The organism is Inquilinus sp. Marseille-Q2685, from assembly GCF_916619195.1.
In the GTDB taxonomy this organism is placed as follows: domain Bacteria; phylum Pseudomonadota; class Alphaproteobacteria; order DSM-16000; family Inquilinaceae; genus Inquilinus.
The window spans coordinates 34366-46463 of the sequence record NZ_CAKAKL010000001.1; the positions used below are offsets into that span (position 1 = coordinate 34366).

The 12098-nt window shown below is 70.0% G+C and carries 11 protein-coding genes; 5 read left to right on the forward strand and 6 right to left on the reverse strand.

The window, feature by feature from the left end; genetic code table 11:
* Positions 1–26 precede the first annotated feature (26 nt).
* Both LG391_RS00165 and LG391_RS00170 read right to left on the reverse strand, forming a co-directional pair.
* Positions 27–1238 (reverse strand): lytic murein transglycosylase, encoded by a 1212-nt coding sequence (locus LG391_RS00165; RefSeq protein WP_225764252.1) that lies wholly within the window; start codon positions 1236–1238, stop codon positions 27–29.
* 96 nt (positions 1239–1334) lie between these two features.
* A complete protein-coding gene (locus LG391_RS00170; RefSeq protein WP_225764254.1) occupies positions 1335–1976 on the reverse strand; it encodes a flavodoxin family protein in 642 nt (213 codons plus the stop codon).
* Between the two features lie 89 nt (positions 1977–2065).
* On the opposite strand from LG391_RS00170, the gene LG391_RS00175 reads away from it, so the two are divergent.
* Entirely contained in the window at positions 2066–2461 is a 396-nt protein-coding gene (locus tag LG391_RS00175; protein WP_225764256.1) for a helix-turn-helix domain-containing protein, read from the forward strand.
* A gap of 6 nt (positions 2462–2467) precedes the next feature.
* On the opposite strand, the gene LG391_RS00180 is transcribed toward LG391_RS00175, so the two are convergent.
* The gene (locus LG391_RS00180) at positions 2468–2608 is read right to left on the reverse strand and encodes a hypothetical protein (protein WP_225764257.1); all 141 of its coding nucleotides are present in this window, start codon (positions 2606–2608) and stop codon (positions 2468–2470) included.
* Positions 2609–2776: 168 nt separating this feature from the next.
* On the opposite strand from LG391_RS00180, the gene LG391_RS00185 reads away from it, so the two are divergent.
* Complete coding sequence (locus tag LG391_RS00185) at positions 2777–4006, forward strand: aminotransferase (protein ID WP_374200694.1); 1230 nt, start codon at positions 2777–2779, stop codon at positions 4004–4006.
* Between the two features lie 172 nt (positions 4007–4178).
* On the opposite strand, the gene LG391_RS00190 is transcribed toward LG391_RS00185, so the two are convergent.
* Together LG391_RS00190 and LG391_RS00195 are read right to left on the reverse strand one after the other, a co-directional pair.
* Positions 4179–5168 carry an aldo/keto reductase gene (locus LG391_RS00190; RefSeq protein WP_225764259.1) on the reverse strand — a complete coding sequence of 330 codons (990 nt, stop codon included), beginning with the start codon at positions 5166–5168 and terminating at the stop codon, positions 4179–4181.
* Between the two features lie 153 nt (positions 5169–5321).
* Positions 5322–6308, reverse strand: coding sequence for a D-2-hydroxyacid dehydrogenase (locus LG391_RS00195; protein ID WP_225764261.1), 987 nt, complete (start codon positions 6306–6308; stop codon positions 5322–5324).
* A gap of 199 nt (positions 6309–6507) precedes the next feature.
* Here LG391_RS00195 and LG391_RS00200 point away from each other — a divergent pair, with 199 nt between their 5' ends.
* Together LG391_RS00200 and LG391_RS00205 are read left to right on the forward strand one after the other, a co-directional pair.
* Positions 6508–9018: an FAD-dependent oxidoreductase gene (locus LG391_RS00200; protein ID WP_225764263.1), complete on the forward strand. Its 2511-nt coding sequence runs from the start codon at positions 6508–6510 to the stop codon at positions 9016–9018.
* Positions 9019–9258: 240 nt separating this feature from the next.
* Complete coding sequence (locus tag LG391_RS00205) at positions 9259–9852, forward strand: hypothetical protein (RefSeq protein ID WP_225764265.1); 594 nt, start codon at positions 9259–9261, stop codon at positions 9850–9852.
* Between the two features lie 21 nt (positions 9853–9873).
* Here the strand turns inward: LG391_RS00205 and LG391_RS00210 are convergent, their stop codons facing one another.
* The gene (locus LG391_RS00210) at positions 9874–10029 is read right to left on the reverse strand and encodes a hypothetical protein (protein WP_225764267.1); all 156 of its coding nucleotides are present in this window, start codon (positions 10027–10029) and stop codon (positions 9874–9876) included.
* 414 nt (positions 10030–10443) lie between these two features.
* Here LG391_RS00210 and LG391_RS00215 point away from each other — a divergent pair, with 414 nt between their 5' ends.
* Positions 10444–12024, forward strand: a complete 1581-nt coding sequence (locus LG391_RS00215) for a DegQ family serine endoprotease (protein WP_225764269.1) — start codon at positions 10444–10446, stop codon at positions 12022–12024.
* The last annotated feature ends 74 nt before the right edge of the window (positions 12025–12098 follow it).

Here is a 12098-nt window from a genome sequence, read left to right on the forward strand (position 1 = left end):
CGCGCCGGCCCCTACGCCCTCCCCGGCTACTGTCCGCCCAATGCGCGATACACCTTGAGCCCGGCGCGGCCGGTCTGCGGCAGGCCCAGGCGCTGCTCCGCCGCCGAGATCGCGGCCCGGGTGGCCGGGCCGATCTTGCCGTCCGCCTGGCCGCCGATGTCGTAGCCCTGGGCCAGCAGCAGCTGCTGCAGCCGCAGGCGCTGGGCCCGCGACAGGCCGGGATCGTCGGTCGGCCACGGCGTGCGCAGCGCCGGCCCGCCGGCCAGCCGGTCGGCGAGGTGGGAAATGGCGAGCGCGTAGGATTCCGCGGCGTTGTAGGAGTAGATGGCGTCGAAGTTGCGGAACACCAGGAAGCCCGGCCCCTGTGGCCCGGCCGGCAGCAGCAGGCCGGCCTGGGCGTTGCCGGACAGCGGCGCGCCGTCGGCGCGAACCACGCCGCGGCGGGCCCAGGCCGACAGCGGGTCCTTCTCCTTGCGTCCGGTCGGGCCGTTGTAGCCGGCCGGGACCTTGACCTCGATCATCCAGGGCTGGCCCTGCTGCCAGCCGGAGCGCTTCAGGGAGTTGGCGGTGGAACCGAGCGCGTCGGCCACCGAATTGACCAGGTCGCGCCGCCCGTCGCCGTCGAAATCGACCGCCAGGCGCTGATAGGTCGAGGGGATGAACTGGGTCTGGCCGAAGGCGCCGGCCCAGGATCCGTACAGCTCGTCCAGCCGCAGGTCGCCGGCGCTGACCAGCTTCAGCGCCGCCATCAGCTCGCCGCGCCAGAAATCGGTGCGCCGCTCGCCGGCGCAGACCAGCGTGGCCAGGGCATGCGGCAGGAAATAGTTGCCGCGCTCCTTGCCGTAGTCGCTCTCGACGCCCCAGACCGCGGCGATCACGGTGCGATCGACGCCGTAGCGCTGCTCCGCCTGCTGCAGCACGCGGCCGTATTTCGACATCATCGCCCGGCCGTCGGCGATGCGCTGGTCGTCGACCAGGAAGGCCAGGTAGTCCCAGATCGGCGTCACGAATTCCGGCTGCGCCTGCGAGAAGCGCAGCACCTTGTCGTCCGGCTGGGTCAGCCCGTCGAAGGCGCGGGCGGCGACGTCGCGGTCGACCCCGGCCTTCGCTGCGGCGTCGGCCAGGCCGGCGACGCAGGAGCCGAAATCGGCCAGGGCCGGGCCGGCGGCCAGGAGCGGCAGGAGGCCGAGCAGCGCCGCCCCGACATTCCGGCCGGATCCGAACAGGCGAGACGTCATACCCTTCCTCCACGCGATGGAATCTGCGCGCCGTGGCGCGGCGGCGCGATCCTGTCCCATCCGGGCGGCGGGCACAACCCGCGCGAGGGCGCCCGGTCAGGCCGCCGCCTCGGGCCAGACCCGGGCGGGACGGTCGGTGTCGATCTCGTAGTCGGTGGCATAGCGGTCGAAGAAGCCGCGCCCCAGCCGGCGGGCCTCGGCCAGCGGGTCCAGCGGGTCGCGCCGCACTTCGCCGCGGGCGTTGCCGTAGCCATGCACCACCCCGGCGAATCGCGACCGGGTGTAGCGGCTGTATTCCCGGATCTGCTGCACGATGGCGGCGGAGACCGTGGGATAGGCCTCCTCGGAGCTGAGCACGAGGCCGATCCGCTTGCCGGTCATCCGCGCCTTGACGCTTTCGGATTCGGGGTAGGAGGCGGCGACGTAGCAGAACATCCGGTCGAAGAAGGCCTTGAGCTGGGCCGACATGCCGTACCAGTAGATCGGCGTGGCCAGGACCAGCCCGTCGGCGGCGAGGAACCGGTCGAGGAACAGCGACCTGTACCCGTCGTCGATGGCGCAGCTGCCGTCCGGCCGGCGGCACTGCCGGCAGTCGCGCAGGAAGGCGCCGATCTCGTCGGCCAGATGGGCCGTTTCGGCGACATGGCCGGCTTCGGCCAGTCCGGCCGCGACCGCTCCGGCGAGGACGGCGGAGTTCCCTTCGCGCCGGGGGCTGGAGCTGAGAATGAGGACCTTCATCCGTCTCCTCACGAGGCTTGCAATCCGCGATACGGTTCCATGTATCGGGAAAGGGCCCCCGGCCCGCAATTACGCACCTCGAGGTAACCATGGCGCCTCCGGATTCCGCCGAACCGGCCTCCATGCCGGATGTCTTCGACGAGACCTGCTCGGCCCGCCACGCGCTGGAGCTGGTCGCGTCGAAATGGTCGGTGCTGATCCTCTCCGCCCTGGCCGGCGGGCCGATGCGCAATGCCGCCCTGCTGTGCCGGATCGGCGGCATCTCGCAGAAGATGCTGGCCCAGACCCTGCGCGACCTGGAGCGCAACGGCCTCGTGCTGCGCCAGGACTTCCACACCGCCCGGCCCTGCGTCGAATACCGGCTCAGCCCCCTCGGCGAATCCCTGAGCGAGACCCTGACGGCCCTGGACCGCTGGGCCGAGCGCAACTTCCCGGCGCTGGATGCCGCCCGGGAGGCGTTCGACAAGCGGGAGGCGGAGGAGTAGGGCGGTCTATCCGTGGCCGGGCGCGGGGCCCGGTCTCGGCGGTCCGAACCGGCCGCCGATGCCGTAGCCGGTGCGCACGATCTCCATCAGCTCCCGGATCACGCGCTCCAGCTCGTCCTCTGCCTCGGAAATCGGCTCCCAATCCATACGTGCCTCCGGCCCGACCGTGCCGGCCGACTCTTACATCGCGCCCGCCGTTCGGCTATCGGCTGATGCGGAAATTCGCCGATGCCCTGAAGGAGGAGCCGCCGGTCGGTTCCCGGCCGCAGAATGAACTGAATAATTCTGTGTATTGATCCAGAGACTTCATGTTTGATGGAGAATCTTCTGGACGCACGGATCGGCCGCGTGATTACGTCGCCGATCATGGTCAACACGATCTTCCGCGACTGCGGCACCTCCGTCTTCGAAGCCATGTCCCGCCTGGCGGCGGAGCTGGGCGCGATCAATCTCGGCCAGGGCTTCCCGGAGGCGCTGGAGCCGCCGGAGCTGGTCGAGGCCGCGATCGCGGCCCTGCGCTCCGGCCCGCACCAATACCCGCCGATGCTCGGCGTACCGGCGCTGCGCCAGGCGGTGGCGGAGCATGCCGGGCGCTTCTGGGACCTCGACCTCGATTGGGAGCGGGAGGTGCTGGTCACCTCCGGCGCCACCGAGGCGATCGGCGACTGCTTCCTCGGCCTGCTGAACCCGGGCGACGAGGTGATCGTCTTCCAGCCGGCCTATGACTGCTACGGCACCATGATCCGCCGCGCTGGCGGCGTGCCGGTGCCGGTGCGGTTGCAGCCGCCGGGCTGGGACCTGCCGCGGCAGGAGCTGGCCGACGCGATCACGCCGCGCACCCGGATGATCGTGCTGAACACGCCGATGAACCCCTGCGGCAAGATCTTCGACCGGGACGAGCTGGCCTTCATCGCCGGCCTGCTGGATCGGCACGACCTGGTCGCGATCTGCGACGAGGTGTACGAGCACCTGACCTTCGACGGCCGCCGCCATTTGCCGCTGATGGCGCTGCCGCAGGCGCGGGGCCGCTGCCTGCGCATCGGCTCGGCCGGCAAGACCTTCTCGGTCACCGGCTGGAAGGTCGGTTACGTCATGGGCGACGCCGACCTGCTGGCCCCGGTCGCCCGCGCCCACCAGTTCCTGACCTTCACCACCCCGCCGGCGCTGCAGGCGGCGGTGGCCGAAGGGCTGCGGCTCGGCGACGGCTACTATGACCGGCTGCGCGCGACGCTGCAGCAGCGCCGCGACCTGCTGGCCGACGGCCTGCGCGACGCCGGCTTCGACGTGCTGGACTGCCCCTCGACCTATTTCCTCTGCGTCGACATCGCCGGGCTCGACCCGGCCGGCGACGACATCGCCTTCTGCGACGCGCTGCTGCGGCAATCCGGCGTCGCCGCGGTGCCGGTCAGCACCTTCTATGCCGGCCGCGACATGCGCCGCCTGATCCGCCTCTGCTTCGCCAAGCGGCAGGAAACGCTCGAGACGGCGGTCGCACGCCTCGGCGCTTGGCGCGAAGGCGGGGAGGGCTGGCGCCGGGCGTCGTGATCGGAGCGGGGGAGCCTCATACCAGCGAGCTCTGAACCAACCTTTCCAGTCCCTTCCTCGTCATCGCGAGGAGCGAAGCGACATGGCGATCCAGGGGCCGGTGCGAGCCGCCCTGGATGGCCACGCCCCTTCGGGGCTCGCCATGACGGGTCAATATTTCCGGCCGTTGTGATCAGATCTGCACCGACGTCATCCCGGCGGCGGGATAGCGCGTGCCGGCGGCGGCGCCGGGCGGGATCGCGGCGTCCAGACGGGCCAGGTCCTCCGGCGTCAGCGTCACCTGCAGGGCGCCGAGATTCTCCTCCAGCCGCGCGATCGACCGGGTGCCGGGGATCGCCACCACGTCGTCGCCCTGGGCCAGCACCCAGGCCAGGGCCAGCTGCGACGGCGCGCAGCCCTTCTCGGCCGCCAGCGCCTCGAAACGGTCGACCAGGGCACGGTTGTGGGCGAAGTTCTCGGGCTGGAAGCGCGGATGCGCCGCCCGGCGGCCGTCGATCTGCGAGATGTCCTGGATCGCGCCGGCCAGGAAGCCGCGGCCGAGCGGGGAATAGCCGACGAAGCCGATCCCGAGCGCCCGTGTGACCGCCCGCGTCGCCTCCGCCTCGGCCCGGTACAGCAGCGAGTATTCGGTCTGCACCGCCGCGATCGGATGCACGGCATGGGCCCGGCGGATGGTGTCCGCCCCGGCCTCGGACAGGCCGAGATGGCGGACCTTGCCCTGCTCGACCAGCCGGGCCATGGCGCCGACCGTCTCCTCGATCGGCACCGCCGGGTCGACCCGGTGCTGGTAGTACAGGTCGATGATGTCGACGCCCAGACGCCGCAGGCTGGCCTCGCAGGCCTGGGCCACGTATTCGGGCCGGCCGTCGACGCCGTTCGGCTGGCCGTCGCGCCGGATCTGGCCGAACTTCGTGACCAGCACCACGCGGTCGCGCCGGCCCTTGATGGCGCGGCCCAGCAGCTCCTCATTGTGGCCCCAGCCATACATGTCGGCGCTGTCGAGATGGTCGACGCCGAGGTCGATGGCGCGGCGGATGAGGTCTTCCGAGGCCGCGTCGTCGGCGGCGCCGTAGACGCCCGAGAGCGGCATCAGCCCGAGCCCAATGGCGGAGACATCGAGGCCGCCGAGCCGGCGATGCGCGATGCTGGGAACCGTCGTCATGCGTCCGTCCTTCCGATCAGGCTGGTCTGGTGGCGCGTTCTGCGGGGGCGGCCGCGGCGGGGCAGGGGATGCCGGCGCGGACGGGCCGTTTCCGGTCAGTCTGCCTCGCATACGGCGGAAGGCCAAGCTCGTCGGTGGTCCAAGGTCCGGACGTCAGCCCTTCGGCGCGCCCGCCACCAGGTTGAACGGCTTGTCCTGCTGGAAGGCGTCGATCAGGTCGATCAACTGGTCGGCCAGGGCCTGCATGGCGTTGCGGCCGGCCCAGGCGACATGCGGGGTCAGGATGAAGTTCGGCAGATCCAACAGCTTCATCAGCGGCGTATCGGTCGGCGGCGGCTCCGGCATCGCCACGTCGAAGCCGGCACCGCCGATGCGGCCGGTCCGCAGCGCCTCGGTCAGCGCGTCCTCGTCCACCAGCCCGCCGCGGGCGGTGTTGATCAGCAGCGCCTCCGGCCTCATCCGGGCGAACTCCGCGGCGCCGATCAGGCCGCGCGTCTCCGGCCGCAGCGGGCAGTGCAGCGAGATCACGTCGCTGGTCTCGATCACCTCGTCGAACGGAACGCGCCCATCGGCTGGCGCCGCGTCGCCCTTGCGGCCGGCGAAGACCACGTCCATGCCGAAGGCGCGGCCGATCGTCGCCACCGCGCTGCCCAGCGACCCGCCGCCGATCAGCCCCAGCCGGGCGCCGTGCAGGTCCAGGATCGGGTGGTCGAAGAAGCAGAACTGCTTCGCCTCCTGCCAGCGCCCGGCCTCGACCGAGCGGCGATAGGGCAGCAGCGACCGGCGCAGCGCCAGGATCAGGGCGAAGACATGCTCCGGCACCGTGTGCACGGCATAGCCGCGGATGTTGCAGACCGCGATGCCGTGGCGGTCGCACCAGGCGGTGTCGACGCAGTCGGTGCCGGTGGCGGCGACCGCAATCAGGCGGAGGTCCGGCAGCCGCTCCAGCACCGGCTCGCGCAGCGGCACCTTGTTGATCACCGCGACGCTCGCGCCCCGCAGCCGCTCCTGCACCTGCTCCGGCGCGGTCCGCTGATGCTCCTCCCAGCGATGCGGGAAGGCGGGCGGCCGCAGCCGGATCGCCGGGGCCAGGGTCTCGCGGTCGAGGAAGACGATCTTCGGGTTCGGCGGCAGCGTCATGTCGGGCCTCGCGGGAATCTGCCGCCAGCATGCCGATCCCGACGCCGACGGCCAGTCCGATTGCGACATGCCCGATGTCCGGGGCCGGCGTTTGGCGGGCCTGCGACATCACAGGTCGCGGCTGGGTTAGCCCGGAACCGGCCCCGCCCGGACACTCGCGTCAGGATGGCCGGATGGGCCCGCAGGGAGCGGTTCGAAGATGAAGTCGACAGCGCGCGTGGTGGTGATCGGCGGCGGCGTGGTGGGCGTGGGCACGCTCTATCACTTGGCCAAGAAGGGCTGGACGGACGTCGTCCTGATCGAGCGCAGGGAACTGACCTCGGGCTCGACCTGGCATGCCGCCGGCCTCTTGCCGCTGTTCAACATGAGCTACTCGGTCGGGCAGATCCACAAATACTCGGTCAGGCTCTACAACGCGCTCGAGGCCGAGACCGGCCAGCATGTCGGCTTCCGCCAGGTCTCCAACATCCGCCTCGCCCGGACGAAGGACCGCTGGGACGAGTTCATGTACTACAAGGGCGTGGCCGACACGATCGGGGTCAAGGTCAACATCCTGACCCCGGCCCAGGTCAAGGAGATCTGGCCGCTCTGCGAGACCGACGGCATCATCGGCGCGATCCAGCATCCGGATGACGGCTACATCCAGCCGGCCGACCTGACCCAGGCCTTCGCCAAGGGCGCCCGGACGATGGGGGCCGAAATTTACCGCTTCACCACCGTCCTCGGCATCGAGCAGACGCCGTCCGGAGAATGGCTGGTCAAGACCGACAAGGGCGACATCACCTGCGAGCATGTGGTCTCGGCTTCCGGCAACTTCGCCCGCCGCACCGGCGCCATGGTCGGACTGGACGTGCCGGTGATCCCGGTCGAGCACCAGTACATCGTCACCGAGCCGCATCCGGCGGTGCAGGAGCGGCACCGCCAGGGCCTGCCGGAGATGGGCGTGCTGCGTGAGGCCGACAGCTCCTGGTACCTGCGCGAGGAGGCCGGCGGCTTCATCCTCGGCCCCTATGAGCCGGGCGCGCCCTGCTGCTATGTCGACGGGCCGGACGACCAGTCGGAATACGAGCTGTTCCAGGAGGATCTGGAGCGGCTGGCGCCGCATATCGAGACCGCGATCGCCCGCGTGCCGGCCTTCGGCGAGGTCGGGGTCAAGAAGGTCTACAACGGCGCCATCGCCTATACCCCGGACGGCAGCCCGATCATCGGGCCCGCCTGGGGCCTGCGGAACTTCTGGCTGAACGAGGGCCACAGCTTCGGCGTCACCGCCGCCGGCGGCGCCGGCTGGCAGCTGGCCGAGTGGATCGTCGAGGGCGAGCCCTCGATCGACATGATGGGCGTCGACCCGCGCCGCTTCGGCCCCTACGCCTCGCGCGGCTATCTCCGCACCAAGAACGAGGAGGCCTACGCCAACGTCTTCACCGTCCACTACCCGGACGAGGAGCGGGCGGCGGCGCGGCCGCTGAAGCGGGCGCCCTGCTACGACCGGATGAAGGCGCTCGGCGCGGTGTTCGGAACCGTCTACGGCTGGGAGCGGCCGAACTGGTTCGCGCCCGAGGGCTACAGCCTCAGCGAGGCCGACCTCAACAAGCCGGACACGCTGGTCAACGAGAACCACCCGCCGGTGGTGCCGGGCGAGCCGATCCGCGAGAAGTGGAGCTTCCGCCGCTCGAACTACTTCGAGTTCGTCGGCCGCGAGGCCCGGCATGTGCACGAGAAGGTCGGCCTGCTCGACATGTCGGCCTTCGCCAAATACACGGTCGGCGGGCCGGGCGCGGCCGCCTGGCTAGACGGCATCGTCGCCAACCGGGTGCCGAAGAAGCCGGGCCGCATGACGCTGGCGCATCTGCTGTCGAAGAACGGCGGCGTGCGGTCGGAGTTCACGATCTACTGCGAAGGGCCGAACCGCTACTACCTGGTCGGCGCCGGCGCTTTCGAGCGGCACGACTGGGACACGCTGCAGAAGCTGCGGCCGCGCGACGGCTCGGTCGAGCTGCAGAAGATCACCACCCAGACCGGCGTCTTCGTGCTGGCGGGCCCGCATTCCCGCGACCTGCTGCAGAAGGTCACCGACACCGACCTGTCGAACGCCGCTTTCCCCTGGCTGTCGGGCAAGCCGATCAATGTGGGCATCGCCCAGGCCCAGGCGCTGCGCGTCAACTTCGTCGGCGAGCTGGGGTGGGAGCTGCATCACCCGATCGAGATGCAGAACACCATCTTCGACCTGCTGATGGATGCCGGCCGCGAGTTCGACCTCAAGCCTTTCGGCATCCGCGCGATGGACTCCCTGCGGCTGGAGAAGTCCTACCGCCTGATCCCGCGCGAACTGTCGATCGAATACGCGGCGCTGGAATCCGGGCTCGACCGGTTCGTCCATCCGAACAAGGGCGACTTCATCGGCCGCGACGCGCTGGTGGCCTGGCGCGAGCGCGGCTTCCGGAACCGCTTCGTCACCCTGGAGGTGCTCGACGTCACCGACGCCGACGCCCGCGGCAACGAGCCGATCACCAGGGGCGGCGAACTGGTCGGCCGCTGCACCTCGGGCGGCTATGGCTGGCGTCTGGGCAAGTCCCTGGCCCTGGCGATGGTCCGGCCGGATCTCGGAGAGATCGGCACCGAGCTGGACGTGATCATCCTCGGCAAGCCGCACCGCGCCGTGGTGATCGAGGAATCGCCCTTCGACCCGAACAACGAGAGGCTGCGGGCCTGAGGGCCTGCCGAGCCGCGGATCAAACTTCCCCTCTTTCGGCTCTGCGGCCGCATGGAATGATGCGCCGCAGAGCCGGGATCTATGACAACATCGTTGCGCCGCGGTAACGGTCTCGACGAATCGTCGTCGGCTGTATCAAAACTTTCAATGTCATCCTCCAATTGGGGGATGCATAGTTTAGGATGTGAGAGCAGAGTTTTCTCGCGTGTGCGGCGAGCTTCCTGTGGGGGGATGGTTAGCGTGGCGTTCGACGAGGCGATCGCGGACCGGCAGTTGCGGACGGTCTACCGGATATGGGGCCAGCTCGCGGCGAAGGGCCGGCTTCCGGCCTGTGACGACATGATCTTCGCCAGCCTGAGCCGGCTGCCGCCGCCGATCCTGCTGTGGGCCTGGATGCCGTGCGAGGGAACGTTCCGCTTCGCTCTGGACGCCCAGGGCGCGGGGCTGCCTTCGGACCGCAGCCTGCCCGGGCGGCCGCTGGAGGAGCTGTGCACCGGCGAGCGCCATGAGGCGATGCGCCGGGCGCTGATGTCGGTCCAGCTCTCCGAACGGCCGCTCTACGCCGAATTCGCGCTGTCCGACGGGCTCGACAGCGTCCGCAAGCGAACCCTGCTGCTGCCGCTCTCCGACGCGACCGACGATCTCGCCTACGTGCTGATGCTGGTCGCCACCGTCTGGCCGGCCGATGCCGCCGTGCAGCAGCGGATCGACGGCTGCCGCGATGTCCGCGTGCACGTCCTCAGCCAGATCTCGGACGAGACGCCGGCGCATTGGGGAGACCCGCAGCCCGAGATCGATCCGGCCGAGCTTCAGTCGATCCTGACCATCATCTGACGGCTGCGGCGCGGCCGCCGGTCAGCGCCACCCCAGCGATCGTTCGGTAGACGGCACCGCATGGCGGGAACCGAGCCGGTCCGGCTCCTCCCGCTCGCGGCTGCACCACCAGGCGCCGACGGCAAGGCCGACGGAGGGGCCGACCACGGCCCAGACGACCAGGAATGCTGTCACCATCGCATCTTTCTCCGGCCCATCCTGACGGATGACGACTGTATCGGCCGATAATTCGGGATATGGGTCCGACCGGCGCCAAGAACAACCGTTCGGTTCTCCCAGTTGCCGGCATGGACGACACAAGGGTCGCGCCGACAGTTGGTCGTCGGATGCTGGCGGGGCGCTGATGCGCACTGCCGGCACTGGCCGAAACCATGGTCTGGTTCTGCGCCTCGAGGGTCAGGCCGGCAACATACTTTTCGTTAAGGTTGGGGGCAGGACGCCGACAGCTTTGCCGGGCCGCCCCGCGGCGGATCAATATTAAGCCGAATTAATGGCGTCGAAACAGGAGGTTAAACGCCGGCATCCCATCTTGTGCATCACATGCCGACCGATCGCGGCCCGGCGCTTTGGACAGTGGTGGAGATGATGCAGATGAAGACCCCCTTCGGTTCCGACGATCGCGGCCCTCGGACCGGCCTCCGCCGGATGACGGCGGCGCTGCTGCTCGGCACGGCCCTGATCGGCGTGCCGGTCGGGGCTGTCCTGACCTTCGACCATCCGGCGGTGGCGCAGAACCAGACCGAGCCGCAGACCTCGATCGTCCCGTCCGCTCCCGGTTCCTTTGCCGGCCTGGTGCGCCAGGTGACGCCGGCCGTGGTCAATGTCTCGACCACCGAGCGTCCGTCGGCCTCGCAGATGGCCGATGAGGACGAGGGCGGCAACGGCCCGCGGATGCGCCAGTTCCCGCCCGGCTCGCCCTTCGACGAGTTCTTCAAGCGCTTCTTCGACGAGCAGCAGCCCCGCCGTCGCGGCCCGCGCGGCGGCGGCGGAGAGAGCGACCAGGTGATCCATGGCGCCGGCTCAGGCTTCATCATCGACCCGGCCGGCTACATCGTCACCAACAACCACGTGGTGAAGGACGCCGACAACATCAGCGTCACCCTCAATGACGGCACCGTGATCCCGGCCAAGGTCGTGGGCACCGACGAGAAGACCGACCTCGCCCTGCTCAAGATCGACACCGACAAGAAGCTGACCGCGGTGGAGTGGGGCGACAGCGACGCGGCCCAGGTCGGCGACTGGGTCGTCGCCGTCGGCAACCCGTTCGGCCTCGGCGGCAGCGTCCCGGCGGGTATCGTCTCGGCCCGCGGCCGCGACCTGCATTCCGGCCCGTTCGACGACTTCCTGCAGATCGACGCGCCGATCAACCGCGGCAATTCGGGCGGCCCCAGCTTCGACACAAGCGGCAAGGTGATCGGCATCAACAGCGCGATCTACTCGCCGTCGGGCGGGTCGGTCGGCATCGGCTTCGCCATCCCGTCGAACCTGGCCAAGACGGTGATCACCCAGATCCGCGAGCATGGCAGCGTCCAGCGCGGCTGGCTCGGCGTACAGATCCAGCAGGTGACGCCGGAGATGGCCGAGGCGCTCGGCCTCGACAAGGCCCGCGGCGCCCTGGTCGCCGACGTGCAGGACGACAGCCCGGCGCTGAAGGCCGGCCTGCACCAGGGCGACGTGATCACCACCTATGACGGCAAGCCGGTGAACCAGCTGTCCGACCTGCCGCGCCTGGTCGCCGACACCGCCGCCGGCAAGACCGTGCCGGTCGAGGTGCTGCGCAACGGCAAGTCCGAGACCGTCTCGGTCGAGATCGCCAAGCTGCCGGCCTCGCAGGAGAAGGTCGCCAGCGCCGAGGAGAACGGCCCCGCGGTCGACGACCAGCTCGGCCTGTCGCTCTCGGCCCTGACGCCGAAGGTGCGCCGCGAATACGCCGTGCCGGACGAGGTCGAGGGCGTGCTCGTCACCGGCATCCGCGAGGACGGCCCGGCGCGCGAGACCGGGGTCGGCCCCGGCGACGTCATCGTCCGGGTCGGCAGCGAGACGGTGAAGACCCCGTCCGAGGTGGCCAAGCAGGTCAAGGCGGCCAAGGAGGCCGACCGCAACGCCGTGATGCTGCTGATCAACCGCCAGGGCGACCAGCGCTTCGTCGCGCTGAAGCTGCCGAAGGCCTGATCCCAGTCTCGGCCTTCTTCATTCTTCCCCTCGACTCGGGCGCCGGTTTCCCCTTTCCGGCGCCCGTTTTTTTT

Coding starts and splice junctions, on each gene's coding strand:
- LG391_RS00170 (WP_225764254.1), bottom strand. CDS start 1,976: ATGAAGGTCCTCATTCTCAGCTCCAGCCCCCGGCGCGAAGGGAACTCC.
- LG391_RS00180 (WP_225764257.1), bottom strand. CDS start 2,608: ATGGATTGGGAGCCGATTTCCGAGGCAGAGGACGAGCTGGAGCGCGTG.
- LG391_RS00210 (WP_225764267.1), bottom strand. CDS start 10,029: ATGGTGACAGCATTCCTGGTCGTCTGGGCCGTGGTCGGCCCCTCCGTC.
- LG391_RS00165 (WP_225764252.1), bottom strand. CDS start 1,238: ATGACGTCTCGCCTGTTCGGATCCGGCCGGAATGTCGGGGCGGCGCTG.
- LG391_RS00190 (WP_225764259.1), bottom strand. CDS start 5,168: ATGACGACGGTTCCCAGCATCGCGCATCGCCGGCTCGGCGGCCTCGAT.
- LG391_RS00200 (WP_225764263.1), top strand. CDS start 6,508: ATGAAGTCGACAGCGCGCGTGGTGGTGATCGGCGGCGGCGTGGTGGGC.
- LG391_RS00175 (WP_225764256.1), top strand. CDS start 2,066: ATGGCGCCTCCGGATTCCGCCGAACCGGCCTCCATGCCGGATGTCTTC.
- LG391_RS00215 (WP_225764269.1), top strand. CDS start 10,444: ATGAAGACCCCCTTCGGTTCCGACGATCGCGGCCCTCGGACCGGCCTC.
- LG391_RS00185 (WP_374200694.1), top strand. CDS start 2,777: ATGGAGAATCTTCTGGACGCACGGATCGGCCGCGTGATTACGTCGCCG.
- LG391_RS00195 (WP_225764261.1), bottom strand. CDS start 6,308: ATGACGCTGCCGCCGAACCCGAAGATCGTCTTCCTCGACCGCGAGACC.